Source organism: Streptomyces sp. NPDC092370, from assembly GCF_044755265.1.
In the GTDB taxonomy this organism is placed as follows: Bacteria; Actinomycetota; Actinomycetes; order Streptomycetales; family Streptomycetaceae; genus Streptomyces.
In genome coordinates this window covers 1,143,209-1,165,774 of sequence record NZ_JBIVQO010000001.1, presented here as the reverse complement: position 1 = coordinate 1,165,774, position 22,566 = coordinate 1,143,209, and the positions used below count along the sequence as shown (strand labels likewise).

The following is a 22,566-nucleotide window of genomic DNA, read 5'->3' as shown; positions in this document are numbered from 1 at the left end:
GGATCGGTACGTGCCCAATGTCCGGTCTAGGTGCGGTCCTTTTCGAGCTCCCCGGCGTGCGCCCCCATGGGCCGTTGTGTCGGCACGCGCGCGTCGGGATGGGGCAGGGCGGGGCGCGGGGGGTGTGCGGGGGTCTCGGTGTGCTCCCGCGCGAGGGCGCGCAGGCGGTTCACTTCGTGTTCCAGGGCGAGATGGCGCCGGTGGGTGTCGAAGAGGTAGCGGACCTTGGTGCGCAGGGCCCAGGGGTCCACGGGCTTCAGGACGAGGTCGGCGACGCCGAGCCGGAAGGCGGTGGTGGTCAGTTCGTGGTCGGCGCCGAAGCCGGTGAGCAGGATCACGGGGATGTGCTGGGTCTGCTCGACGCGTCGCATGTAGCGCACGACCTCCAGCCCGCTGACGCCGGGCATGCGCACGTCGAGCAGGAGCAGGCCGACGTGGCCGCGCAGCACCTGTTTGAGTGCCTCGTCGCCGCTGGTGGCCCGGTCGAGCCGGTAGCCCAGCGGGGCCAGGGCGCTCTCCAGCGCGTACAGCGTGTCCTCGTGGTCGTCGACGATGAGGATTCTGGTATCCGACGGCATGGCCCGACGCCCCTCCCTCGTGGAGGACCAGAGTAGTCCGGGACACTGACCCGTAGTGCTCATCTGTTGACATGCTGTGCACGGCGCAGCATGCACCTGGCGGGCCGCCGTGTCACTCCCCCGGGCGCGCGGGAGGTCAGTTGCCGCCGGTGGTGGTGCCGTTGAGGGCCTGCTCCGCGATGCGCTCGTGGTGGCGGATGACCTCGCCGACGATGAAGTTCAGGAACTTCTCGGCGAAGGCCGGGTCCAGCTTGGCGTTCTCGGCGAGGGCGCGCAGCCGGGCGATCTGGCGGGCCTCGCGGGCCGGGTCGGCGGGCGGCAGCTGGTGCTGTGCCTTGAGGTGGCCGACCTGCTGGGTGCACTTGAAGCGCTCGGCGAGCATGTGGACGACGGCCGCGTCGATGTTGTCGATGCTGTCGCGCAGCCGGGTGAGCTCTGCGCGGACGGCGGGGTCGACGTCGCGGGAACCGGTGTTGCTGGTGGTCATGGGACGTCAGCCTACGGGGATCACACCGGGTGGCCGCCGGCCGTCTCATTCTTCGGCGGTGAGAGCCGCTTGTGGAAGTAGACGTCCTCGTGGCCGCCGGGTACGCCCTGGATGCGGGCCCGTTCCCGGAAGCCGAGCTTCGGGTAGAAGCCGGGTGCCTGGAAGCTGTACGTGGAGACGATCATGTCGGTGCAGCCGCGCCGGGCCGCCTCGGTCTGCGCGGCACGCATCAGCCGGCCGCCCCAGCCGGCGTGCCGCTGGTCCTCGCGCACCCAGAGCATGTCCACGGAGCACAGGGTGCCCCAGGTCCAGGCGGTGAGCCCGCCGACCAGTGCGCCGGTCGCGTCGGTGGCGCGGACCGAGAGGGGCTCGGTGACGGCGCCGTCGGCGGCGGCGGTGTTGAAGGCTGTCAGCTCCTCGTCGAGCCGTTTCTCGAGGTCGTCGTCCCGGCCGCCCACCCGGAGCGAGGCGGCGATGGTGTGCTGTTCGCTGGTCACGGTCGGGATTGTGCCGGAGCCGCCGGGGGTGGCGGCCGTTTTTCGCCGCGGCACGGGCCGTCCGCGCTCGCTCGCGTCCTCGTACAGTGGAACCGGGTTCCGGGGCGTCTTGGGGGTGAGGCGTGGCGAACGACGGGCCGGTCGAGCACGGCTACCCGCATCTGGAGACGGTGCGGGCCGCCGTCACGGCGCTGTACAGGCGGCTGTCGTACGACACCGTGCAGACGTTCGCGACCAGCGTGGTCCCCGCCGATGTGGCGTTCTGCGACACCGACGACCTGTATCTGGGGGCGCAGCGGGTGGCGCGGGAGCTGGTGCGGCACTACCGGCTGCCGGATGCCCGGCTGATCGTGAGCTTCCGGGAGATGCGGCACGCGGCGAACGTCGAGCTCGCGGCCGGGCCGGAGTACTTCGTGGAGTTGAACGACCGGTTCCGTGCGCATCGGCGGGACATCGGGGCGGCCCTGGCGCACGAGGTGATGCACGTGTATCTGCATCGGCTGGACCTGTCGTTCCCGGGCGTGCGGGACAACGAGATCCTGACGGACACGGCGACGACGTATCTGGGTGCGGGGTGGCTGCTGCTGGACGCGTACCGGGAGGACGGGGCGTCGTCGCAGAAGCTGGGGTATCTCACGCCGGAGGAGTTCGGGTACGTGCTGGCCAAGCGGGCGCTGGTCTTCGGGGAGGACCCGTCGGTGTGGTTCACCAGTGCGCAGGCGTACACGGCGTATGTGAAGGGGAGGGAGCTGGCCCGCCGGGACGGGCAGGAGCCGCCGTTGACGGCGGCGGGGTGGGCGGGGCGGCGCCGCTACGCCCGGGACCGGCGGCACGCCCCGGAGGGTCCGCCGCAGCCGGGGGTGCGGTACGCGTTCTCGCCCGACGGGGGCGGGCGGTTGCGGGTGTCGTTTCCCTGCCCGACGTGTCATCAGCGGATCAGGGTGCCGGTGCGGGGGCGGGTCCGGGCGCGGTGCGCGTTGTGCCGGAGCGTCCTGGAGTGCGACACGTGAACGTCCCCTGGGGCGTGTCGTTCGAGCGAGCTCTGCGAGTGACCCGGCTGGGCCCGCCCTCCCGAGCCGAGGGCGCGACTTTGCGGGACACCACCCCCTAGGTGCCGTACACCGGCCCCGGTTCGGACGCCTCCGCCAGGAGTTTGCGGGTCTGTTCCCCCGCCTCGGCCGGGCTCCAGCGTCCGCCCTTGTCCGCGCTCGGCCCCGCCCTCCATCCGTCCATGACCGTGATCCGGCCGCCCTCCGCCTCGAAGACCCGGCCCGTCACGCCGGTGCTCGCCGCCGAGCCCAGCCAGACGACGAGGGGTGAGACGTTTTCGGGGGCCATCGCGTCGAAGCCTGAGCCGGGGGCCGTCATGGTGTCCGCGAAGGTGCGTTCCGTCATCCGCGTGCGGGCGGCGGGGGCGATGGCGTTGGCCTGGACGCCGTAGCGGTGCAGTTCGGCCGCCGCGACGAGGGTCAGGGCGATGATGCCGGCCTTGGCGGCGCTGTAGTTGCCCTGTCCGACCGAGCCCAGGAGTCCGGCTCCGCTGCTGGTGTTGACGATCCGGGCCTCGGGCCGGCGGCCCGCCTTGGCCTCGCGGCGCCAGTGCGCGGCCGCGTGCCGCAGGGGCAGGAAGTGGCCTTTGAGGTGGACGCGTACGACGGCGTCGAAGTCCTCCTCGTCGAGGTTGACCAGCATCCGGTCGCGCAGGAAGCCCGCGTTGTTGACGAGGGTGTCGAGCCGGCCGTAGGTCTCCAGGGCCGTACGGACCAGCGAGGCGGCGCCCTCGGTCGTGGCGATGTCACCGCCGTGCGCCACCGCCTCGCCGCCCGCCGCGCGGATCTCCTCCACGACCCGGGCGGCGGGACCGTCGGGGCCGGGGGTGCCGTCGAGGCCCACCCCGAGGTCGTTGACGACCAGCCGTGCCCCCTCGGCCGCGAACGCGAGGGCGTGGGACCGGCCGAGCCCGCGCCCCGCGCCCGTGACGACGACGACCCGGCCCGCGCAGATTCCGCTCATGTCAGCTCTCCTCGTCCGCGGTGGGCGGGTGGCCGCTCCCCCGCCCGGCACCGGCCGCGTCCAGGAAGGCCGGCCGTTGCCCGCCCCCGTGCACCTCGAGGCTCGCTCCGCTGATGTACGCGGCGGCGTCAGACGCCAGGAACACCGCCGCGCGGCCCACGTCCGACGGTTCGGCGAGACGGCCCAGCGGGACCGTGCGGGCGACGGCGGCGATGCCCTCCCGGTCGCCGTAGTGGAGGTGGGACCGTTCGGTGCGGACCATGCCCACGACGAGGGTGTTGACCCGGATGTCGGGCGCCCATTCCACGGCCATGGAGCGGGCGAGGTTGTCCAGGCCCGCCTTGGCGGCGCCGTAGGCGGCGGTGCCGGGCGAGGGGCGGCCGCCGCTGACACTGCCGATCATGACGATCGAGCCTTTGGAGTGCCGCAGCCGGTCGTACGCGGCGAGGGACACCGTCAGCGGCGCGAGCAGGTTGAGCTCCACCACGCGTGCGTGCCGCTCCGGTCCGGCCTCGGTGAGCAGCCGGTGGGGTGCGCCGCCCGCGTTGTTGACCAGCACGTCCAGTCGGGGAAGGCCGGCGAACAGGCGCCCGGCGGCCTCGGTGTCCCGGACGTCCAGCGGCACGAACTCGGCACCGGGGAGCGGGACGTCCGGTGGCCGGCGGGCGCAGACCACGACCTCGGCGCCCGCCCGTACGAAGGCGCGCGCGATGCCGGCGCCGACGCCCCGGGTCCCGCCGGTGACGACGGCGACCTTCCCGTCCAGCTCCATGCGCTGCTACCTTTCCACCTAACAAACGTTTGGTGGAAAGGTAGCTGATGCGGCCATGGGTGTCTCCACCTCGTGCGGGGAAAAGGGCATCGCCGTCGTCACGGTCGACTTCCCGCCGGTGAACGCCCTGCCGGTGGCGGGCTGGTTCGCCCTGGCCGACGCGGTGCGCGCGGCCGGACGCGACCCGGAGGTCCGGTGCGTGGTGCTGGCCGCCGAGGGGCGCGGGTTCAACGCGGGTGTGGACATCAAGGAACTTCAGGCGGACGACCGGGAGCACAGCGCGCTGCTCGGTGTGAACAGCGGCTGCGCGCAGGCGTTCGCGGCGGTCTACGAGTGCGAGGTGCCGGTCGTGGCGGCGGTGCAGGGCTTCTGCCTGGGCGGCGGCATCGGCCTGGTGGGTAACGCGGACGCGATCGTGGCGAGCGAGGACGCGGTGTTCGGGCTGCCCGAGCTGGACCGCGGCGCCCTCGGCGCGGCCACCCATCTGGCCCGGCTGGTCCCCCAGCACCTGATGCGGGCGCTGTACTACACGGCGCGTACGGCGAGCGCGGCCGACCTGCACGCGCACGGGTCGGTGTGGCGGGTGGTGCCGCGCGGCGCACTGCGCTCCGCCGCCCTGGAACTGGCCCGCGAGATCGCCGCGAAGGACGGCCGGCTGCTCCGCCTGGCCAAGGCCGCGCTCAACGGCATCGATCCCGTGGATGTGCGCCGCAGCTACCGCTTCGAGCAGGGCTTCACCTTCGAGGCGGGTCTCAGCGGGGTGGGCGCGCGGGTGCGCGAGAGGTTCGGGCGGGAGGGAGCGCGATGAGGGACAAGACGATGTCGGCGGACGAGGCCGTGTCCCGGCTGTCCAGTGGCATGACCCTCGGCATCGGCGGCTGGGGCTCGCGCCGTAAGCCGATGGCCCTGGTGAGAGCGCTGCTCAGGTCGGGGATCACCGACCTCACCATCGTGTCGTACGGCGGCCCGGACGTGGGCATGCTGGCCGCGGCCGGGCGGATCCGGCGGCTGGTGACGGCCTTCGTCACCCTCGACTCGATCCCCCTGGAGCCGCACTACCGGGCGGCTCGTGAACGGGGTGCCTTCGCGCTGACGGAGATCGACGAGGCGATGTTCCTGTGGGGCCTGCGGGCGGCGGCGAACCGGCTCCCGTTCCTGCCGCTGCGGGCCGGGTTCGGCTCGGACGTGATGCGGGTCAATCCGGGCTTGCGGACGGTCACTTCGCCGTACGAGGACGGGGAGACGTTCGTGGCCGTGCCCGCCCTGCGGCTGGATGCGGCCCTGGTGCACATCAACCGCGCGGACCGCTCGGGCAACGGGCAGTACCTGGGCCCGGACCCGTACTTCGACGACCTGTTCTGCGCGGCCGCCGACACGGCGTACGTGAGCTGCGAGCGGATCGTCGACACGGCCGAGCTGACGAGGCAGGGCCCGCCGCAGACCCTGCTGATCAAGCGGCACACGGTCACCGGTGTCGTCGAGGCCCCCGGCGGGGCGCACTTCACGTCCTGCGCGCCCGACTACGGCCGCGACGAGGCCTTCCAGAAGCGGTACGCGACCACCCCCTGGCCCGATTTCGCGGCCGGGTACCTCGGCGGGGACGAGCAGGCATACCAGGCGGCCGTGCGGGAGGACACATGACCGGGCCCACCCGCGCCGAGTACTGCGTGATCGCGTGCGCCGAGGCCTGGCGGAACGACGGCGAGGTGCTGGCGAGCCCCATGGGGCTGATCCCCTCGATCGGCGCCCGGCTGGCCCGGCTCACCTTCGCACCGGAGCTGCTGCTGACCGACGGCGAGGCGATGCTCGTCCGGCCGGACGGGACACCCGAGGGCTGGCTGCCGTACCGCGAGCATCTGACCTGGGTCACCGCGGGGCGGCGGCACGTGATGATGGGCGCGAGTCAGATCGACCGGTTCGGCAACCAGAACATCGCCTGCATCGGCGACTGGGAGCAGCCGAAGCGGCAGTTGCTCGGGGTGCGCGGCGCACCGAGCAACACTCTGAACAATCCGACCAGTTACTGGATCCCGAGGCACTCCCGGCGGGTCTTCGTCGAGCGGGTCGACATGGTCTGCGGAGTCGGCTACGACCGGGCGGCCGGCGCACGTCACCACCGGATCCCGCGGGTCGTCTCGAACTTGGGCGTCTTCGACTTCGCCACCCCCGACCGCTCGATGCGGCTGGCCTCGCTGCACCCCGGCGTCACGGTGGAGCAGGTGCAAGAGGCGACGGGCTTCGAACTGACCGTGCCGGACGAGGTGCCGGTGACCCGGGAGCCGACCGGTGAGGAACTCCGCCTGATCCGCGAGGTCGTCGACCCGGCCGGGGTCCGGGCCGGCGAGGTCGCCGCGTGAGGGGGACGGCGCTCACCCGGCTCACTGGCGTGCGTCATCCGGTCGTGCAGACCGGGATGGGCTGGGTGGCGGGCCCCCGTCTGGTCTCCGCCACGGCGAACGCGGGCGCCCTCGGCATCCTGGCCTCCGCCACGATGACACCCGGGCGGTTGCGCGAGGCCGTGCGGGAGGTGAAGGCCCGGACCGACGCGCCGTTCGGGGTGAACCTGCGCGCCGACGCGTCCGACGCGGGCGATCGCGTCCGGATCCTGATCGAGGAGGGCGTCCGGGTCGCCTCCTTCGCCCTCGCCCCCTCCCGGGAGCTGGTCGGCGAGCTCAAGGAGGCCGGTGTGGTCGTCATGCCGACCGTGGGGGCGCGGCGGCATGCCGAGAAGGTCGCGGCGTGGGGCGCGGACGCGGTGCTCGTACAGGGCGCGGAGGGCGGCGGGCACACCGGGGAGGTGGCCACGACCGTGCTGCTGCCGCAGGTGGTGGACGCGGTGCGGATACCCGTCGTCGCGGCGGGCGGCTTCTTCGACGGGCGCGGGCTGGCCGCGGCCCTGGCCTACGGCGCGGCGGGCGTGGCGATGGGCACGCGGTTCCTGCTGACCTCGGACTCGACCGTGCCGGACGCGGTGAAGGCGAGGTATCTCGCGGCGGCCGTGAAGGACGTGACGGTGACCCGGGCGGTCGACGGGCTCCCGCACCGCATGCTGCGTACGGAACTGGTGGCCGCCCTGGAGGACGCCGGCCGGGCCGGGGCGCTCGCGCGGGCCCTGCGCGCGGCGGCCGGATTTCGCAGGCTGTCCGGGCTGACCTGGCGGCAGCTGGTCCGTGACGGACTGGCCCTCAAACGCGGCAAGGACCTGTCCTGGAGCCAGGTGCTGCTCGCCGCGAACACACCGATGCTGCTGAAGTCGGCGATGGTGGACGGCCGTACGGACCTGGGGGTGATGGCGTCCGGGCAGGTCGCGGGGGTGATCGGCGACCTGCCGTCGTGCGCGGAGCTGGTGGAGCGGATCATGAGGGAGGCCGACGAGGCGCTGACGCGGCTCACAGCCGTTCGATGACCGTCACATTGGCCTGGCCGCCGCCCTCGCACATGGTCTGCAGGCCGAACCGGCCCCCGCTGCGCTCCAGTTCGTGCAGCAGGGTCGTCATGAGTCTGACGCCGGTCGCGCCGAGGGGGTGCCCCAGGGCGATCGCGCCGCCGTTGACGTTGACGCGGTCCGGGTCGGCGCCGGTCTCCTTCAGCCAGGCCAGGACGACCGGGGCGAAGGCCTCGTTGATCTCGACGAGGTCGATGTCGTCGATGGTCAGACCGGTCTTCTTCAGGGCGTGGGCGGTGGCGGGGATGGGGGCGGTGAGCATCCGGATCGGGTCCTCGCCGCGCACGGAGAGGTGGTGCACGCGTGCGCGTGGGGTGAGCCCGTGGTCGCGCACGGCCCGCTCGGAGGCCAGCAGCATCGCCGCCGCCCCGTCGGAGACCTGGGAGGAGCAGGCGGCGGTGACGGTTCCGCCGTCGAGGACCGGCTTGAGGCCGGCCATCTTCTCCAGCGAGGTGTCCCGGCGCGGCCCCTCGTCGGCGGTGACCTCTCCGTACGGGACGCTCTCGCGGCCGAAGCGGCCCTCGTCGATCGCCCGCACGGCCCGCCGATGGGAGCGCAGGGCGAACTCCTCCTGGTCCTGTCGGCTGATCCCCCACTTGGCGGCGATCATCTCGGCGCCCACGAACTGGTTGACGGGCTTGTCCCCGTACCGTGCCCGCCAGCCGGCGCTGCCCGCGAACGGCCCCTGGGTCAGCCCGAGCGGTTCGGCGGCCTGCCGGGTGGCGAAGGCGATGGGAATCATCGACATGTTCTGCACCCCGCCGGCGACCACCAGGTCCTGAGTGCCGGACAGCACGGCCTGCGCGGCGAAGTGCACGGCCTGCTGCGAGGAGCCGCACTGCCGGTCGACGGTCACGCCCGGCACCTCCTCGGGCAGTCCGGCCGCCAGCCAGCAGGTCCGCGCGATGTCCCCGGCCTGCGGCCCCACCGCGTCCAGACAGCCGAGGACGACGTCCTCCACGGCGGCCGGGTCGGCGCCCGAGCGGCTCATCAGCTCCCTGAGGACATGCGCGCCGAGGTCGGCGGGGTGGACCGCGCTCAGCCCTCCCCCGCGCCGCCCGACGGGCGTGCGGACCGCTTCGACGATGTAGGCCTCGGCCATGACGACTCCTGTGCGCATAGGGGCTATGGGCGTACGGCGATCCCGTCCAGCACCATCGACAGGTACTGCCGGGCGATCTCGTCCGGGCTGTGCTGTCCGCCCGGCCGGTACCAGGAGGCGGCGACCCACACGGTGTCGCGCACGAACCGGTAGGTGAGCCGGACGTCGAGGTCGGCCCGGAAGGCCCGCTCGGCGACGCCGCGCTCCAGTGTGGACAGCCAGGCCTTCTCGAACCTGCGCTGTGACTCGGCGAGGAACGCGAACCGCTCCTGCGCCACGAGCTGCCTGCTCTCCTTCTGGTAGATCGCGACGGCCGCACGGTGCCGGTCGATCTCCCGGAACGACTCGGTGACCAGGGCCTGAAGCGTCTCGCGCGGGCCGAGCCCGGCGGCCAGGACGGTGTCGTAACCGTCCCACAGCTCGTCGAGGAAGGTGCGCAGGATCTCCTCCAGCATCGACTCCTTGGAGTCGAAGTGGTAGTAGAGGCTGCCGGCGAGCATCCCCGCGTGGTCCGCGATCTTGCGGACGGTGGTGGCGTTGTAGCCCTGCTCGGCGAACACCTCGGCGGCGGTGCCGAGGAGTTCGGCGCGACGGTCGCGAGCCGCGGCGCCCACGATGGGCTCAGCGGCGGTCACCTGGGAATTCTTCTTCGTAGGAGGCACGGGTCCATTGTCGTCCTAGGGGTGCCTGCTGCTGACGGGCACCACTTCTCCGGTCATGTACGAGGAGTAGCCGGAGGCCAGGAAGACGATCACGTTGGCCACCTCCCAGGGCTCGGCCCAGCGTCCGTAGGCCTCGCGGGCGGTCAGCTCGGCGAGCAGCTCGGGCGTGGTCACCTTCACCAGGTGGGGGTGCATCGCGAGGCTGGGCGCCACGGCGTTGACCCGCACCCCGTATCCGGCCGCCTCGATGGCCGCACACCGGGTCAGCGCCATCACGCCCGCTTTGGCGGCGGCGTAGTGGGCCTGTCCGGCCTGGGCGCGCCAGGCGACGACGGAGGCGTTGTTGACGATCACCCCGCCGCCGGTGCCCTTCATGTGCCGCAGCGCGGCCCGTACGCACCGGAACGTGCCGGTGAGCGTCACGTCCAGGACGCGGGCCCACTGCTCGTCGGTCATGTCGACGAGGTCCGCCGTGCCGCCGAGACCGGCGTTGTTGACCACGACGTCGAGGCGGCCGTGCTCCGCAGCGGCCGCCTCGAAGAGCATGCGCACCTGCGTCTCGTCGGTGACGTCGCAGGGCACGGCGGTGATCGACGTGGCGCCGAACTCACCGGCCAGCCGCGCCTCGTGCTCCTTGAGCCGTCGTGCGTGCGCGTCGCTGATCAGCACGCGCGCGCCCTCCTCGAGGAAGCGCCGCGCGGTGGCCGCGCCGATCCCCGCGCCGGCCGCCGCCGTGACGACGGCGGTCCGCCCCTTCAGCAGGCCGTGGCCCGGCACGTACGACGGACTCTCGACGTCTGTCATGGGCTCACGCTAACCTACCAAACACTTGTTAGGGAAGGAGGGAGCGGTCGTGGACCTGGTGTTCTCCCCGGCGGACGAGCGGTTCCGCGCCGAGGCGCGGGAGTGGCTGCGCACGCACGTCCCGCGCGTTCCGCTGCCCTCCCTGGAGACCGAGGAGGGCTTCGCCGCGCACCGCGCCTGGGAGGCGGAGCTGGCCGCGGACCGCTGGTCGGTCGTCAACTGGCCGTCGCGCTACGGCGGGCGGGACGCGGGGCTGGTGCGGTGGCTGCTGTTCGAGGAGGAGTACTGGGCGGCGGGCGCCCCGGGCCGCGTCGGCCAGAACGGCATCCAGTTGCTCGCCCCGACCCTCCTCGACCACGGCACCGAGGAGCAGCGGGCCCGGGTCCTGCCCCCGATGGCCCGCGGCGAGGTGGTCTGGGCGCAGGCCTGGTCGGAGCCCGAGGCCGGGTCGGACCTGGCGTCCCTGCGGGCGAAGGCCGTGCGCACGGCCGGCGGATGGCTGCTGACCGGCCAGAAGACCTGGTCCTCGCGGGCCGCGTTCGCCGACCGCGCCTTCGGCCTGTTCCGCAGCGACCCGGACACCGCCAAGCGCCACCAGGGCCTGACGTACCTGATGTTCGGCCTGCGCGCCCCCGGTGTCACGGTCCGCCCGATCGGCCGCCTCGACGGCAAACCCGCCTTCGCGGAGCTGTTCCTCGACGAGGTCTTCGTGCCCGACGAGGACGTGATCGGTGCCCCGGGCCAGGGCTGGCCCATCGCGATGGCGACGGCCGGCAACGAACGCGGGCTGATGCTCCGCTCCCCCGGCCGCTTCCTGGCCGCCGCGCGTCGGCTGGAGGAGCTGTGGCGGGAGCAGGGCAGCCCGGTGTCGATGCGGGGCCGGGTGGCCGACGCCCTGACCGGTGCCCGCGCCTACCAGCTCTTCACGTACGCGGCCGCCTCCCGCTTCCTGGAGGGCGAGGCCGTCGGCCCCGAGTCGAGCCTCAACAAGGTCTTCTGGTCCGAACTGGACATCGCGCTGCACGAGACGGCCCTCGACCTGCTCGGTCCCGAGGGCGAGAGAGCGGACACCGACTGGGCTGAGCGGTACGTCTTCGCCCTCGCCGGGCCCCTGTACGCGGGCACGAACGAGATCCAGCGCGACATCATCGCCGAGCGCCTGCTCGGCCTGCCGAAGGGACGCCGCTGATGCCGGGCGCTTCGCCGGAGGGGCGGCTGTGATGCGCTTCCTCCTCGATCCCGAGCATCGTGCCTTCGCGGCGTCGCTGGACGCCCTGCTCACGGCGGCGGACACACCGGCGGTGATCCGGGACTGGAGCCGGGGCGACCACGCGAGCGGGCGGGCGCTGTGGTCCCGTGCGGCCCGGGCGGGCGTGTTCGCGCTGGCGGTGCCGGAGGCACACGAGGGCCTGGGACCGCGCCCCGTCGAACTGGCCGTGGCGTTCGTCGAACTGGGCCGCCACGCGGTACCCGGCCCGCTGGTCGAGACGGTCACGGCGGCGGTGCTCCTCACGGGAGCCGACCCGGGTGTCGCCGAGCGACTGCTGCCGGCCCTCGCGTCCGGCCAGACGATGGCGACGGTGGCCCCCGAGGGCGCGTACGCCCTGGACGGCGACGCGGCGGCCCTGCGGCTCGCCTGCGCCCCTGACGGCATCCGCCTCTCCCCCGGCCACGGCCCCGTCCACCCCTCCCTCGACCCGGCACGCCGCCTCACCCCCCTCACCCCCGGCGGGGATCTCCTCGGTCTGCCCGTGCAGCAGGCCCTCACCTGGGCCCGCCTCGCCACCGCCGCCCAAGCCCTCGGCGTGGGCCTCGCACTCCTCGACAGAACCGTCGGATACGTCAAGCAGCGCACCCAGTTCGGCGTGCCCGTCGGCTCGTTCCAGGCCGTCAAGCACCGGCTGGCCGACGCGAAGACGGCCCTGGAATTCGCGCGTCCCCTGCTCTTCGGCGCCGCGCTGAGCATGCGTCCGGCCGAGGTCGCCGCCGCCAAGGCGGCCGCGTGCGAGGCGGCGTACGCCACCGCCCGCACCGCGCTTCACCTGCACGGGGCGATCGGCTACACCGAGGAGTACGGCCTGGGGCTGTGGCTGACCAAGGCCCGGGCCCTGCGCACGGCCTGGGGCGACCCCGAGACGTGCCGGGCCCTGGTCGTCAGTGCCGGTGATCGCCGCTGGTGATCTCCCGGTACTCCTGCGCCGTCGGTTTCTCGATGCGCGCGTCGGGCCCGAACATGGCCTTCGCGAGCCGGGCGCGCAGCCGCTCGGACCGCTTCACCCGGCGGCGGACGCCCCGCGCGTCGACCTCGCGCCCGGCCTCGAAGGGCGGGTTCTGCTCGTGCTGGGTGAGTGTGAACATTTCGGCCTGGGTGAGGGGCTCGTGGACCTCGATGTACTCGCCGGTCGGGAGCCGCTTGACGGTGCCGGTCTCCCGCCCGTGCAGCACCTTGGCGCGGTCGCGGCGCTGTAGGCCCATGCAGATCTTCTTCGTGACGACGAAGGCGGCCACCGGCAGCACGAAGACGCCGATCCGCACGAACCAGGTGATCGCGTTGATGGACAGATGCAGATGGGTGGCGACGATGTCGTTGCCACCGCCGATCAGCAGCACCGCGTACAGGGTCAGCCAGGCCACGCCGAGACCGGTGCGTACGGGCGCGTTGCGCGGCCGGTCCAGGATGTGGTGCTCTCGTTTGTCGCCTGTGATCCACGCCTCGATGAAGGGGTAGACGCCGAGGGCGAGCAGGATCAGCGGGAAGAGCGAGAACGGGATGAACACGCCGAGGACGAGGGTGTGCCCCCAGAGGTTGATCTCCCACCCCGGCATGACCCGGATGAGGCCTTCGGAGAAGCCGAGGTACCAGTCGGGCTGGGCGCCGGTGGTGACCAGGTCGGGCCGGTAGGGGCCGAAGGCCCACACGGGGTTGATCTGGGCGATCGCGCCCATCACGGTCAGCACGCCGAAGACGAGGAAGAAGAAGCCGCCCGCCTTGGCCAGGTAGACCGGCAGGAAGGGCATCCCGACGACCGACCGCTCCTGGCGGCCGGGGCCCGGGAACTGGGTGTGCTTGTGGTAGAAGACCAGGATCAGATGGGCGGTCACCAGACCCAGCATGATCCCGGGCAGCAGCAGGATGTGGACGGGGTACAGCCGCGAGATGATGTCCTCGCCCGGGAACTCCCCGCCGAACAGGAAGAACGACAGGTACGTCCCGACGATCGGGATGGACAGGATCGCGCCCTGGGCGAAGCGGATGCCGGTGCCGGACAGCAGGTCGTCGGGGAGGGAGTAGCCGGTCAGTCCCGTGATGATGCCGAGCATCAGCAGGGTCCAGCCGAAGAGCCAGTTCAGCTCGCGCGGCTTGCGGAAGGCGCCCGTGAAGAACACCCGCATCATGTGCACCAGCATGCCGGTGATGAAGACCAGCGCCGCCCAGTGGTGGATCTGCCGGATCAGCAGCCCGCCGCGCACATCGAAACTGATGTCCAGCGTGGACTCGAACGCCCTGCTCATGAGCACGCCGTTGAGCTCCGTGTAGGAGCCGTTGTAGACGACCTCCTGCATGCTCGGCTCGAAGAACAGGGTGAGGTAGACGCCGGTGAGGATCAGCACGACGAAGCTGTAGAGGGTGACCTCGCCCAGCATGAAGGACCAGTGGTCCGGGAAGACCTTGCGCATGTTCGCCCTGGCCAGGGCGAACAGCCCGAGCCGCCCGTCCGCCCAGTCGGCGAGCTTCTCGCCCCTGCCTGCGGGAGATCCCCTGCGGGCGGAATCCGTCCCGTACACCCGTCGTGCGCCGTCGTCGCCCATACGTCGTCGCCTCCCCGTCGGATCCTTCCCAGCGTGGCACGGCGTCGCGGCCGTGCAAACGGGGCGTGGGGACGGTTGGGCCAAGGGGACGAGCAGGGCTCAGCGGCTGCCGGAGTCCCTCACGATCCCCTGCGCCCGCGCCGCCACCAGCCACTTCGGGAACTCGCCCACCAGCCGGTCGTACAGCTCGGTGTCCGCCACCTTCCGCGGATCCGCCCCCGCGTGGAAGAACCCGGCGTTGTCGACGATCCGCTTGCCCGGCACGGCCAGCTCGTCCAGCCTGCGCAGGAAGTCGAATTGCTTGCCGCCCGGGTCGCCGAAGCCGATGAACTGCCAGAACAGCGGCAGCCTGGCCGCCTTGCAGAGGTACCGCTCCGCGGCGAGCTTGTTGATGGGCCCGCCGTCGGTCTGGAACACCACGAGGGCGGGCTCGGCCGACCCGCTGTCAAGGTAGTGGTCGATGACGGCGTCCATCGCCAGGTGGTAGCTGGTCTTCCCCATGTGCCCGAGCCCGGCGACGATCCGCTCGATCCTTCCCCGGTGATCGGCGAGCGCGATGTCGGTGACGGCGTCGACGTCGGTGGAGAAGAACATGACCGGCACGCTGCCGTCGTCGTCCAGATGCGCCGACAGCCCGAGCACCCGGTCGGCCAGCGCCTGCACACTGCCGTCGCGGTAGTACGGCTTCATCGAGCCCGAGTAGTCGACCACGAGGTAGACCGCGGCCCGCAGCCCGTCCAGGCCGTGCTTCGCGAGGGACACCCCGGCGCTCTTGTAGAGGTCGACCAGTGCGGGAGCGGTCTCCTCGAACGTGCGCTGACTGATCGCGGCCATGCGTGTCCCCCTGAATCACCGGACGTGGGATGCCGAAAGTATGCCTCGGCGACCCGCCGGTGGACCCGCCGTGACGGCGGCGTACGCTTACGCGCCCCTGAACCGGCGCCGCGCGCCGGTGCGGGCGGGGGCGTAGTCGGGCCGCTGGTGCTCCAGGCGGCCGGGACGGCGGAGAAAGTGACGGAGCTGACAGGCAGGGTGATCCCAGTGAAGCGTGCCGGTGTGGCGTTCTTCTTCGCCGTTCCCGTGGCCGCCACGGCATTGGCCTACTTCCTCGTACCCGCGGACTCCGCCGAGCCCACGGCGAAACCCTCCGTGTCTGCCGCCCAGGCGGCCCGGGAAGAGGCCAAGGACCGGGCCGAGAAGGAGCGTGCGGCGGACGACGAGGTGATCGCCGGGCTGCCCGCGGGCCTGGCCGCCCCGAAGAAGAAGGAACTGGCGCAGCGGATCGTGGCGAGCGCCCAGCAGTCGACGCTGAACTGGCGCGCCCTCTACGGCTCCATCGAGGACCTGGAGGACGGGCGGGGCTACACCGCCGGGATCGCCGGCTTCTGCACCGGCACCCACGACCTGCTCGCCCTTGTCGAGCGCTACACCGAAGCCCACCCGGACAACGGCCTCGCCCGCTACCTGCCGGCTCTGCGCGAGGTCGACGGCACGGACTCCCACGAGGGCCTGGACCCCGGCTTCACCGCGGCCTGGAAGGCGGAGGCGAAACTCCCGGCCTTCCGCCGGGCCCAGGACGAGCACCGTGACCGTGTCTCCTTCGGCCCGGCGGTCCGCCTCGCCAAGCTGGACGGCCTGGGCACGCTCGGCCAGTTCGTGTACTTCGACGCTCTGGTCTTCCACGGCCCCGACGCCGGCCCCGAGGGTTTCTACGGCCTGCGCGAACGCGCGCTGCGCGTGGCGGACACACCGGCCGAGGGCGGCAGTGAGAAGGCGTACCTGGACGTCTTCCTCGACATCCGCCGCACCGCGATGGCCACCGGGCGCCCGGCCGCGGACACCAGCCGCATCGACACCGCCCAGCGCCGTTTCCTGAACGAGGGCAACCTGCGTCTCGAGACACCGCTGGAGTGGGCCGTCTACGGGGACACGTACAAGGTGCCGTGATCAGGACCCGTACGGGGTGTCGTGCCCGGCAGGGAAAACGGCGGCGCCTGCCCGTTCGTCCGGTCGGGGACAAGGGGGCAGGCGCCGTCTCGGGGGGTCTGGGGGGGGATCCCCCCAGATTCCCGCCCGTACGCCTTTGTACGGGACGTCTCTTGGGCCGCTGTCAGACCATCAGCGCCCGGTCCGTCGGGCGGATCGGCGCCGGCAGCTCGCTCGTGCCCGTGAGGGCACGGTCCACGCCGCGTGCCGCCGAGCGGCCCTCCGCGATCGCCCAGACGATGAGCGACTGGCCGCGGCCGGCGTCACCGGCGACGAACACGCCCGGCACGTTGGTCTGGAAGTCGGCGTCGCGGGCGATGTTGCCGCGCTCGTCGAGCTCCAGGCCGAACTGCTCGACCAGGCCGTTCTCGCGGTCGGTACCGGTGAAGCCCATGGCGAGGGTGACCAGCTGGGCGGGGATCTTGCGCTCCGTGCCCGGCTTCGGGGTCAGCTTGCCGTCGATGAACTCCACCTCGGTGAGGTGCAGCCACTGGACGTTGCCGTCCTCGTCGCCCTCGAAGTGGGTCGTGGAGACCGAGTAGACCCGCTCGCCGCCCTCCTCGTGGGCCGAGGTGACCTTGTACAGCATGGGGAAGGTCGGCCACGGCTGGTTGGTCGGGTGCCGCTCGTCGCCCGGGCGGGGCATGATCTCCAGCTGCGTGACGGAGGCCGCGCCCTGGCGGTGCGCCGTGCCCACGCAGTCCGCGCCGGTGTCGCCGCCGCCGATGACCACGACGTGCTTGCCCTCGGCCGTGATGGGCGGCGCCACGAAGTCGCCCTCCTGGACCTTGTTGGCCAGCGGCAGGTACTCCATGGCCTGGTAGACGCCCTTGAGCTCACGGCCCGGCACCGGCAGGTCGCGGGCCGCGGTGGCGCCGACGGCCAGGACGACCGCGTCGTAGCGCTTCTTCAGGTCCGTGGCCTTCAGGTCGCGGCCGATCTCGATGCCCGTGCGGAAGCGGGTGCCCTCCGCGCGCATCTGCTCGATGCGGCGGTTGATGTGCCGCTTCTCCATCTTGAACTCGGGGATGCCGTAGCGGAGGAGACCTCCGATGCGGTCCGCGCGCTCGTAGACGGCGACGGTGTGGCCGGCGCGGGTCAGCTGCTGGGCGGCGGCGAGACCGGCCGGGCCCGAGCCGATGACCGCGACCGTCTTGCCGGACAGGCGCTCGGGGATCTGCGGGGCGACGTCCCCGGTCTCCCACGCCTTGTCGATGATCGAGACCTCGACGTTCTTGATGGTGACCGGCGGCTGGTTGATGCCGAGCACGCACGCCGACTCGCACGGAGCGGGGCACAGGCGGCCCGTGAACTCCGGGAAGTTGTTGGTGGCGTGCAGGCGCTCCTGCGCGGCCGCCCAGTCCTCGCGGTAGGCGTAGTCGTTCCACTCGGGGATGAGGTTCCCGAGCGGACAGCCGTTGTGGCAGAACGGGATGCCGCAGTCCATGCAGCGGCTGGCCTGCTTGCTGATGATCGGCAGCAGGGAGCCGGGGACGTAGACCTCGTTCCAGTCCTTGACGCGCTCTTCGACGGGGCGGGACTTGGCGAGCTCGCGCCCGTGGTTGAGGAAGCCCTTCGGGTCAGCCATTGATCGCCGCCTCCATCATCTTCTCGTGGGTCTCGGTCTCGGAGAGACCGGCTCGCTCGGCGGCGTCCTTGGCGGCGAGCACTGCCTTGTACGTGCTGGGGATGATCTTGCTGAAGCGCTCGACGTTCGTGTCCCACTCGGCCAGCAGCTTCTCGGCGACGGTGGAGCCCGTCTCCTCCTGGTGGCGGCGGACCACGTCGTGCAGCCACTGCTTGTCGGTGTCGTCCAGCGCCTGGACGGCGTCGAGGTTGCCGACGTTGACGTTGTCGCGGTCCAGGTCGATCACGTAGGCGATGCCGCCGGACATGCCGGCCGCGAAGTTGCGGCCCGTCTCGCCGAGGACCACCGCGTGACCGCCGGTCATGTACTCGCAGCCGTGGTCGCCCACGCCCTCGGAGACGACCGTCGCGCCGGAGTTGCGGACGCAGAAGCGCTCGCCGACCTTGCCGCGCAGGAACATCTCGCCGCCGGTGGCGCCGTAGCCGATGGTGTTGCCGGCGATGACGCTGTACTCGGCGAGGTGGTCGGCCGCGCGGTCGGGGCGGACGACGATCCGGCCGCCGGACAGGCCCTTGCCGACGTAGTCGTTGGCGTCGCCCTCCAGGCGCAGCGTGACACCGCGCGGCACGAAGGCGCCGAAGGACTGGCCGGCGGAGCCGGTGAAGGTGATGTCGATGGTGTCGTCGGGCAGGCCCGCGCCACCGAACTTCTTCGTCACCTCGTGGCCGAGCATGGTGCCGACCGTGCGGTTGATGTTGCGGATCTGCACCTGGGCGCGGACCGGCTGGGCCTCGGTGGCGCCGGACGCGGCCAGGGCGTCGGCGGCCAGCTTGATGAGCTGGTTGTCGAGCGCCTTCTCCAGGCCGTGGTCCTGCGCGATGACCTGGTGGCGCACCGCGCCCTCGGGCAGCTCGGGCACGTGGAACAGCGGTGCCAGGTCCAGGCCCTGCGCCTTCCAGTGGTCGACGGCCCGCGTGACGTCGAGGGTCTCGGCGTGGCCGACGGCCTCCTCGATGGAGCGGAAGCCCAGCTCGGCGAGGATCTCGCGGACCTCCTGGGCGATGTACTGGAAGAAGTTCACGACGTACTCGGCCTTGCCGGCGTACCGCTCGCGCAGGACCGGGTTCTGCGTGGCGATGCCGACCGGGCAGGTGTCCAGGTGGCAGACGCGCATCATGACGCAGCCGGAGACGACGAGCGGCGCGGTCGCGAAACCGAACTCCTCGGCGCCGAGCAGCGCGGCGATGACCACGTCACGGCCGGTCTTCAGCTGGCCGTCGGTCTGCACGACGATGCGGTCGCGCAGGCCGTTGAGCAGCAGCGTCTGCTGGGTCTCGGCGAGACCGAGCTCCCAGGGACCGCCGGCGTGCTTGAGCGAGGTGAGCGGCGAGGCGCCGGTGCCGCCGTCGTGGCCGGAGATGAGCACGACGTCCGCGTGCGCCTTGGAGACACCCGCGGCGACCGTGCCGACACCGACCTCGGAGACCAGCTTCACGTGAATCCGCGCCTGCGGGTTCGCGTTCTTCAGGTCGTGGATCAGCTGGGCCAGGTCCTCGATGGAGTAGATGTCGTGGTGCGGGGGCGGCGAGATGAGGCCGACGCCCGGCGTCGAGTGACGGGTCTTGGCGACCCACGGGTAGACCTTGTGGCCGGGCAGCTGGCCGCCCTCGCCGGGCTTGGCGCCCTGGGCCATCTTGATTTGGATGTCGTCGGAGTTGACCAGGTACTCCGAGGTCACACCGAAGCGGCCGGAGGCGACCTGCTTGATGGACGACCGACGGGCCGGGTCGTACAGGCGCTCCGGGTCCTCGCCGCCCTCACCGGTGTTGGACTTGCCGCCCAGCTGGTTCATGGCGATGGCGAGCGTCTCGTGCGCCTCCTGGGAGATGGAGCCGTACGACATGGCGCCCGTCGAGAACCGCTTGACGATCTCGGAGACCGGCTCGACCTCGTCGATGGAGATCGGCTGCCGGTCCGACTTGAAGCCGAACAGGCCGCGCAGCGTCATCAGCCGCTCGGACTGCTCGTTCACACGCTCGGTGTACTTCTTGAAGATGTCGTAGCGGCCGGAGCGCGTGGAGTGCTGGAGGCGGAAGACCGTCTCCGGGTCGAACAGGTGCGGCTCGCCCTCGCGGCGCCACTGGTACTCGCCGCCTATGTCCAGCGCCCGGTGGGCGGGGGCGATGCCGGAGGCCGGGTAGGCCTTGGCGTGGCGGGCGGCGACCTCCTTGGCGACGACGTCGATGCCGACGCCGCCGATCTTGGTGGCCGTGCCGTTGAAGTACTTCGCGACGAAGGTCTCGTGGAGGCCCACGGCCTCGAAGACCTGGGCGCCGCGGTAGGAGGCGACGGTCGAGATGCCCATCTTGGACATGACCTTCAGCACGCCCTTGCCGAGGGCGTAGATGAGGTTGCGGATGGCCTGCTCGGGCTCGATGCCGGGCAGGAAGGTGCCGGCGCGGACCAGGTCCTCGACGGACTCCATCGCCAGGTACGGGTTGACGGCCGCGGCGCCGTAGCCGATGAGCAGGGCGACGTGGTGGACCTCGCGGACGTCACCGGCCTCGACCAGCAGGCCCACCTGGGTGCGCTGCTTGGTGCGGATGAGGTGGTGGTGGACGGCCGCGGTGAGCAGCAGCGACGGGATCGGCGCGTGCTCGGCGTCGGAGTGGCGGTCCGACAGGACGATCAGGCGGGCGCCGTTGTCGATGGCGGCGTCGGCCTCGGCGCAGATCTCGTCGATGCGCGCGGCCAGCGCGTCACCGCCGCCGTGCACCCGGTACAGGCCGGACAGGGTCGCGGCCTTGAAGCCGGGCATGTCGCCGTCGGCGTTGATGTGGATGAGCTTGGCCAGCTCGTCGTTGTCGATCACCGGGAAGGGCAGCAGGACGCTGCGGCAGGACGCGGCCGACGGCTCCAGCAGGTTGCCCTGGGGGCCCAGCGAGGAGCGCAGGGAGGTGACCAGTTCCTCGCGGATGGCGTCCAGCGGCGGGTTGGTGACCTGCGCGAACAGCTGGGTGAAGTAGTCGAAGAGCAGACGCGGGCGGTCCGACAGCGCGGCGATCGGCGAGTCGGTGCCCATCGAGCCGATCGGCTCGGCGCCGGCCTTGGCCATCGGCGCGAGGATGACGCGCAGCTCCTCCTCGGTGTAGCCGAAGGTCTGCTGGCGGCGGGTGACCGAGGCGTGCGTGTGCACGATGTGCTCGCGCTCGGGCAGGTCGGACAGCTCGATCTCGCCGGCCTCGACCCACTCCGCGTAGGGGTTCTCGGCGGCGAGCTCGGCCTTGATCTCGTCGTCCTCGATGATGCGGTGCTCGGCGGTGTCCACGAGGAACATGCGGCCGGGCTGGAGGCGGCCCTTGCGGACGACCTTGGCCGGGTCGATGTCGAGGACGCCGACCTCGGAGCCGAGGACGACGAGGCCGTCGTCGGTGACCCAGTAGCGGCCGGGGCGCAGGCCGTTGCGGTCGAGGACCGCGCCGACCTGGGTGCCGTCGGTGAAGGTGACGCAGGCCGGGCCGTCCCAGGGCTCCATCATCGTGGAGTGGAACTGGTAGAAGGCGCGCCGGGCCGGGTCCATGGAGTCGTGGTTCTCCCACGCCTCCGGGATCATCATCAGCACGGAGTGCGGCAGGGAACGGCCGCCCAGGTGCAGGAGTTCGAGGACCTCGTCGAAGGAGGCGGAGTCGGAGGCGTCCGGCGTGCAGACCGGGAAGATCCGCTCGATGGCCTTGTCGGACCCGAACAGGTCCGAGACGAGCTGCGACTCGCGGGCGACCATCCAGTTGCGGTTGCCCTTGACGGTGTTGATCTCACCGTTGTGCGCGACGAAGCGGTACGGGTGGGCCAGCGGCCACGACGGGAAGGTGTTCGTCGAGAAGCGGGAGTGCACGAGCGCGATCGCGGAGGCGAAGCGGCGGTCGGACAGGTCCGGGAAGAAGGGCTCGAGCTGGCCGGTGGTCAGCATGCCCTTGTAGACGATGGTTCGCGCGGACAGCGACGGGAAGTACACGCCGGCCTCGCGCTCGGCCCGCTTGCGCAGCACGAAGGCCCTGCGGTCGAGGTCGATGCCCGTGGCGGGCGAAGCGGCGGCGTCGCTGACGAAGATCTGGCGGAAGACCGGCATGGTCGACCGGGCGGTGGCACCCAGCAGCTGGGGTGCGACCGGCACCTCGCGCCAGCCGAGGACGGTGAGGTTCTCGTCGGAGGCGATTGTCTCGATCTGCGAGACGGCGTCGGCGGTGGAGTCCTCCGGCAGGAAGGCGATACCGACGGCGTAGGCACCGGCCTCGGGCAGTTCGAATCCGGCCACGTCGCGGAAGAAGGCGTCCGGGACCTGCGACAGGATGCCGGCGCCGTCTCCGGAGTCGGGCTCCGAGCCGGTGGCGCCGCGGTGTTCGAGGTTGCGCAGGACGGTCAGGGCCTGCTCGACCAGGGTGTGGGACGCCTCGCCGGTAAGGGTGGCGACGAAGCCGACGCCACAGGCGTCGTGCTCGTTGCGGGGGTCGTACATACCCTGCGCAGCAGGGCGAGCATCCATGAAGGACCAGTTCTGGCCATTCGCGGAGTGCTGGGACGGCTGGCGCGGCGTACGCATCGGCTCTCCCGTCGTCGTCATCTGGCATATGCAAGTGCCGAGGGACGACGTTGGCCCTCGCGTGATCGCAAAATTTCGTGCAGGTTACATGATGGAGCGGTTCTCGGGAAGCGGGATAATCCGTTCCAGCATGCGGACACTGCGGGGTTCGCGGCGGGGGTACCGAACCAGCAGTGGAAGCCATGGAGGGGCCGCACGGAACGACCGGGTCAGATCGGTTTCCGT

The 22,566-nt window shown here is 71.7% G+C and carries 20 protein-coding genes; 8 read left to right on the top strand and 12 right to left on the bottom strand.

The window, feature by feature from the left end:
• Positions 1–26 precede the first annotated feature (26 nt).
• The 3 genes from ACIQHQ_RS05235 to ACIQHQ_RS05225 form a co-directional block, all read right to left on the bottom strand.
• Complete coding sequence (locus tag ACIQHQ_RS05235) at positions 27–578, bottom strand: two-component system response regulator (RefSeq protein WP_402610228.1); 552 nt, start codon at positions 576–578, stop codon at positions 27–29.
• Between the two features lie 136 nt (positions 579–714).
• On the bottom strand, positions 715–1,065 hold the full coding sequence (locus tag ACIQHQ_RS05230) for a chorismate mutase (protein WP_402610226.1): 351 nt from the start codon (positions 1,063–1,065) through the stop codon (positions 715–717).
• A gap of 20 nt (positions 1,066–1,085) precedes the next feature.
• Positions 1,086–1,562, bottom strand: coding sequence for a GNAT family N-acetyltransferase (locus ACIQHQ_RS05225; protein WP_402610224.1), 477 nt, complete (start codon positions 1,560–1,562; stop codon positions 1,086–1,088).
• Positions 1,563–1,684: 122 nt separating this feature from the next.
• Between ACIQHQ_RS05225 and ACIQHQ_RS05220 the strand changes: the two genes are divergently transcribed.
• On the top strand, positions 1,685–2,572 hold the full coding sequence (locus tag ACIQHQ_RS05220; RefSeq protein WP_402610222.1) for a hypothetical protein: 888 nt from the start codon (positions 1,685–1,687) through the stop codon (positions 2,570–2,572).
• Positions 2,573–2,669: 97 nt separating this feature from the next.
• Here ACIQHQ_RS05220 and ACIQHQ_RS05215 read toward each other — a convergent pair whose 3' ends face one another.
• Positions 2,670–3,575 carry an SDR family oxidoreductase gene (locus tag ACIQHQ_RS05215; RefSeq protein WP_402610220.1) on the bottom strand — a complete coding sequence of 302 codons (906 nt, stop codon included), beginning with the start codon at positions 3,573–3,575 and terminating at the stop codon, positions 2,670–2,672.
• 1 nt (position 3,576) lies between these two features.
• A complete protein-coding gene (locus ACIQHQ_RS05210) occupies positions 3,577–4,347 on the bottom strand; it encodes an SDR family oxidoreductase (protein ID WP_402610218.1) in 771 nt (256 codons plus the stop codon).
• 55 nt (positions 4,348–4,402) lie between these two features.
• Between ACIQHQ_RS05210 and ACIQHQ_RS05205 the strand changes: the two genes are divergently transcribed.
• From ACIQHQ_RS05205 to ACIQHQ_RS05190, 4 genes are read left to right on the top strand one after another with little or no spacing between them, the layout of a single operon-like run.
• Positions 4,403–5,155 carry an enoyl-CoA hydratase family protein gene (locus ACIQHQ_RS05205; RefSeq protein ID WP_402610216.1) on the top strand — a complete coding sequence of 251 codons (753 nt, stop codon included), beginning with the start codon at positions 4,403–4,405 and terminating at the stop codon, positions 5,153–5,155.
• Positions 5,152–5,988, top strand: coding sequence for a CoA transferase subunit A (locus ACIQHQ_RS05200; RefSeq protein ID WP_402610215.1), 837 nt, complete (start codon positions 5,152–5,154; stop codon positions 5,986–5,988). Before ACIQHQ_RS05205 ends, ACIQHQ_RS05200 begins: the two co-directional genes overlap by 4 nt.
• Positions 5,985–6,704 (top strand): CoA-transferase subunit beta, encoded by a 720-nt coding sequence (locus ACIQHQ_RS05195; protein ID WP_402610213.1) that lies wholly within the window; start codon positions 5,985–5,987, stop codon positions 6,702–6,704. Before ACIQHQ_RS05200 ends, ACIQHQ_RS05195 begins: the two co-directional genes overlap by 4 nt.
• Entirely contained in the window at positions 6,701–7,753 is a 1,053-nt protein-coding gene (locus ACIQHQ_RS05190) for an NAD(P)H-dependent flavin oxidoreductase (protein WP_402610211.1), read from the top strand. The genes ACIQHQ_RS05195 and ACIQHQ_RS05190 overlap by 4 nt, the downstream gene beginning before the upstream one ends.
• Here the strand turns inward: ACIQHQ_RS05190 and ACIQHQ_RS05185 are convergent.
• From ACIQHQ_RS05185 to ACIQHQ_RS05175, 3 genes are read right to left on the bottom strand one after another with little or no spacing between them, the layout of a single operon-like run.
• Positions 7,737–8,894 (bottom strand): acetyl-CoA C-acetyltransferase, encoded by a 1,158-nt coding sequence (locus tag ACIQHQ_RS05185; RefSeq protein ID WP_402610209.1) that lies wholly within the window; start codon positions 8,892–8,894, stop codon positions 7,737–7,739. The genes ACIQHQ_RS05190 and ACIQHQ_RS05185 overlap by 17 nt on opposite strands.
• Positions 8,895–8,917: 23 nt before the next feature.
• Complete coding sequence (locus tag ACIQHQ_RS05180; RefSeq protein ID WP_402610207.1) at positions 8,918–9,556, bottom strand: TetR/AcrR family transcriptional regulator; 639 nt, start codon at positions 9,554–9,556, stop codon at positions 8,918–8,920.
• 15 nt (positions 9,557–9,571) lie between these two features.
• The gene (locus tag ACIQHQ_RS05175) at positions 9,572–10,360 is read right to left on the bottom strand and encodes an SDR family oxidoreductase (protein WP_402610205.1); all 789 of its coding nucleotides are present in this window, start codon (positions 10,358–10,360) and stop codon (positions 9,572–9,574) included.
• A 49-nt stretch (positions 10,361–10,409) separates the two neighbouring features.
• On the opposite strand from ACIQHQ_RS05175, the gene ACIQHQ_RS05170 reads away from it, so the two are divergent.
• Entirely contained in the window at positions 10,410–11,549 is a 1,140-nt protein-coding gene (locus ACIQHQ_RS05170; RefSeq protein ID WP_402610203.1) for an acyl-CoA dehydrogenase family protein, read from the top strand.
• A 31-nt stretch (positions 11,550–11,580) separates the two neighbouring features.
• Positions 11,581–12,540, top strand: coding sequence for an acyl-CoA dehydrogenase family protein (locus ACIQHQ_RS05165; protein WP_402610201.1), 960 nt, complete (start codon positions 11,581–11,583; stop codon positions 12,538–12,540).
• On the opposite strand, the gene ACIQHQ_RS05160 is transcribed toward ACIQHQ_RS05165, so the two are convergent.
• Together ACIQHQ_RS05160 and ACIQHQ_RS05155 are read right to left on the bottom strand one after the other, a co-directional pair.
• A complete protein-coding gene (locus ACIQHQ_RS05160) occupies positions 12,515–14,170 on the bottom strand; it encodes a cytochrome bc complex cytochrome b subunit (protein ID WP_402610199.1) in 1,656 nt (551 codons plus the stop codon). The two genes, ACIQHQ_RS05165 and ACIQHQ_RS05160, sit on opposite strands and share 26 nt — an antisense overlap.
• Before the next feature lie 99 nt (positions 14,171–14,269).
• Complete coding sequence (locus ACIQHQ_RS05155; protein WP_402610198.1) at positions 14,270–15,004, bottom strand: vWA domain-containing protein; 735 nt, start codon at positions 15,002–15,004, stop codon at positions 14,270–14,272.
• A 207-nt stretch (positions 15,005–15,211) separates the two neighbouring features.
• Between ACIQHQ_RS05155 and ACIQHQ_RS05150 the strand changes: the two genes are divergently transcribed.
• Positions 15,212–16,117 (top strand): chitosanase, encoded by a 906-nt coding sequence (locus ACIQHQ_RS05150; protein WP_402610196.1) that lies wholly within the window; start codon positions 15,212–15,214, stop codon positions 16,115–16,117.
• Between the two features lie 163 nt (positions 16,118–16,280).
• Here the strand turns inward: ACIQHQ_RS05150 and ACIQHQ_RS05145 are convergent, their stop codons facing one another.
• Together ACIQHQ_RS05145 and gltB are read right to left on the bottom strand one after the other, a co-directional pair.
• Positions 16,281–17,744, bottom strand: coding sequence for a glutamate synthase subunit beta (locus ACIQHQ_RS05145; protein WP_402610194.1), 1,464 nt, complete (start codon positions 17,742–17,744; stop codon positions 16,281–16,283).
• On the bottom strand, positions 17,737–22,341 hold the full coding sequence (gene gltB, locus ACIQHQ_RS05140) for a glutamate synthase large subunit (protein WP_402610625.1): 4,605 nt from the start codon (positions 22,339–22,341) through the stop codon (positions 17,737–17,739). Before gltB ends, ACIQHQ_RS05145 begins: the two co-directional genes overlap by 8 nt.
• Between the last annotated feature and the right edge of the window lie 225 nt (positions 22,342–22,566).

Excerpts from the sequence above, each read along its gene's own strand:
- ACIQHQ_RS05160 (WP_402610199.1), bottom strand. The coding sequence starts at position 14,170 with ATGGGCGACGACGGCGCACGACGGGTGTACGGGACGGATTCCGCCCGC.
- ACIQHQ_RS05145 (WP_402610194.1), bottom strand. The coding sequence starts at position 17,744 with ATGGCTGACCCGAAGGGCTTCCTCAACCACGGGCGCGAGCTCGCCAAG.
- ACIQHQ_RS05230 (WP_402610226.1), bottom strand. The coding sequence starts at position 1,065 with ATGACCACCAGCAACACCGGTTCCCGCGACGTCGACCCCGCCGTCCGC.
- ACIQHQ_RS05210 (WP_402610218.1), bottom strand. The coding sequence starts at position 4,347 with ATGGAGCTGGACGGGAAGGTCGCCGTCGTCACCGGCGGGACCCGGGGC.
- ACIQHQ_RS05195 (WP_402610213.1), top strand. The coding sequence starts at position 5,985 with ATGACCGGGCCCACCCGCGCCGAGTACTGCGTGATCGCGTGCGCCGAG.
- ACIQHQ_RS05215 (WP_402610220.1), bottom strand. The coding sequence starts at position 3,575 with ATGAGCGGAATCTGCGCGGGCCGGGTCGTCGTCGTCACGGGCGCGGGG.
- ACIQHQ_RS05205 (WP_402610216.1), top strand. The coding sequence starts at position 4,403 with ATGGGTGTCTCCACCTCGTGCGGGGAAAAGGGCATCGCCGTCGTCACG.
- ACIQHQ_RS05165 (WP_402610201.1), top strand. The coding sequence starts at position 11,581 with ATGCGCTTCCTCCTCGATCCCGAGCATCGTGCCTTCGCGGCGTCGCTG.
- ACIQHQ_RS05155 (WP_402610198.1), bottom strand. The coding sequence starts at position 15,004 with ATGGCCGCGATCAGTCAGCGCACGTTCGAGGAGACCGCTCCCGCACTG.
- ACIQHQ_RS05200 (WP_402610215.1), top strand. The coding sequence starts at position 5,152 with ATGAGGGACAAGACGATGTCGGCGGACGAGGCCGTGTCCCGGCTGTCC.
- ACIQHQ_RS05185 (WP_402610209.1), bottom strand. The coding sequence starts at position 8,894 with ATGGCCGAGGCCTACATCGTCGAAGCGGTCCGCACGCCCGTCGGGCGG.
- ACIQHQ_RS05175 (WP_402610205.1), bottom strand. The coding sequence starts at position 10,360 with ATGACAGACGTCGAGAGTCCGTCGTACGTGCCGGGCCACGGCCTGCTG.
- gltB (WP_402610625.1), bottom strand. The coding sequence starts at position 22,341 with ATGCGTACGCCGCGCCAGCCGTCCCAGCACTCCGCGAATGGCCAGAAC.
- ACIQHQ_RS05235 (WP_402610228.1), bottom strand. The coding sequence starts at position 578 with ATGCCGTCGGATACCAGAATCCTCATCGTCGACGACCACGAGGACACG.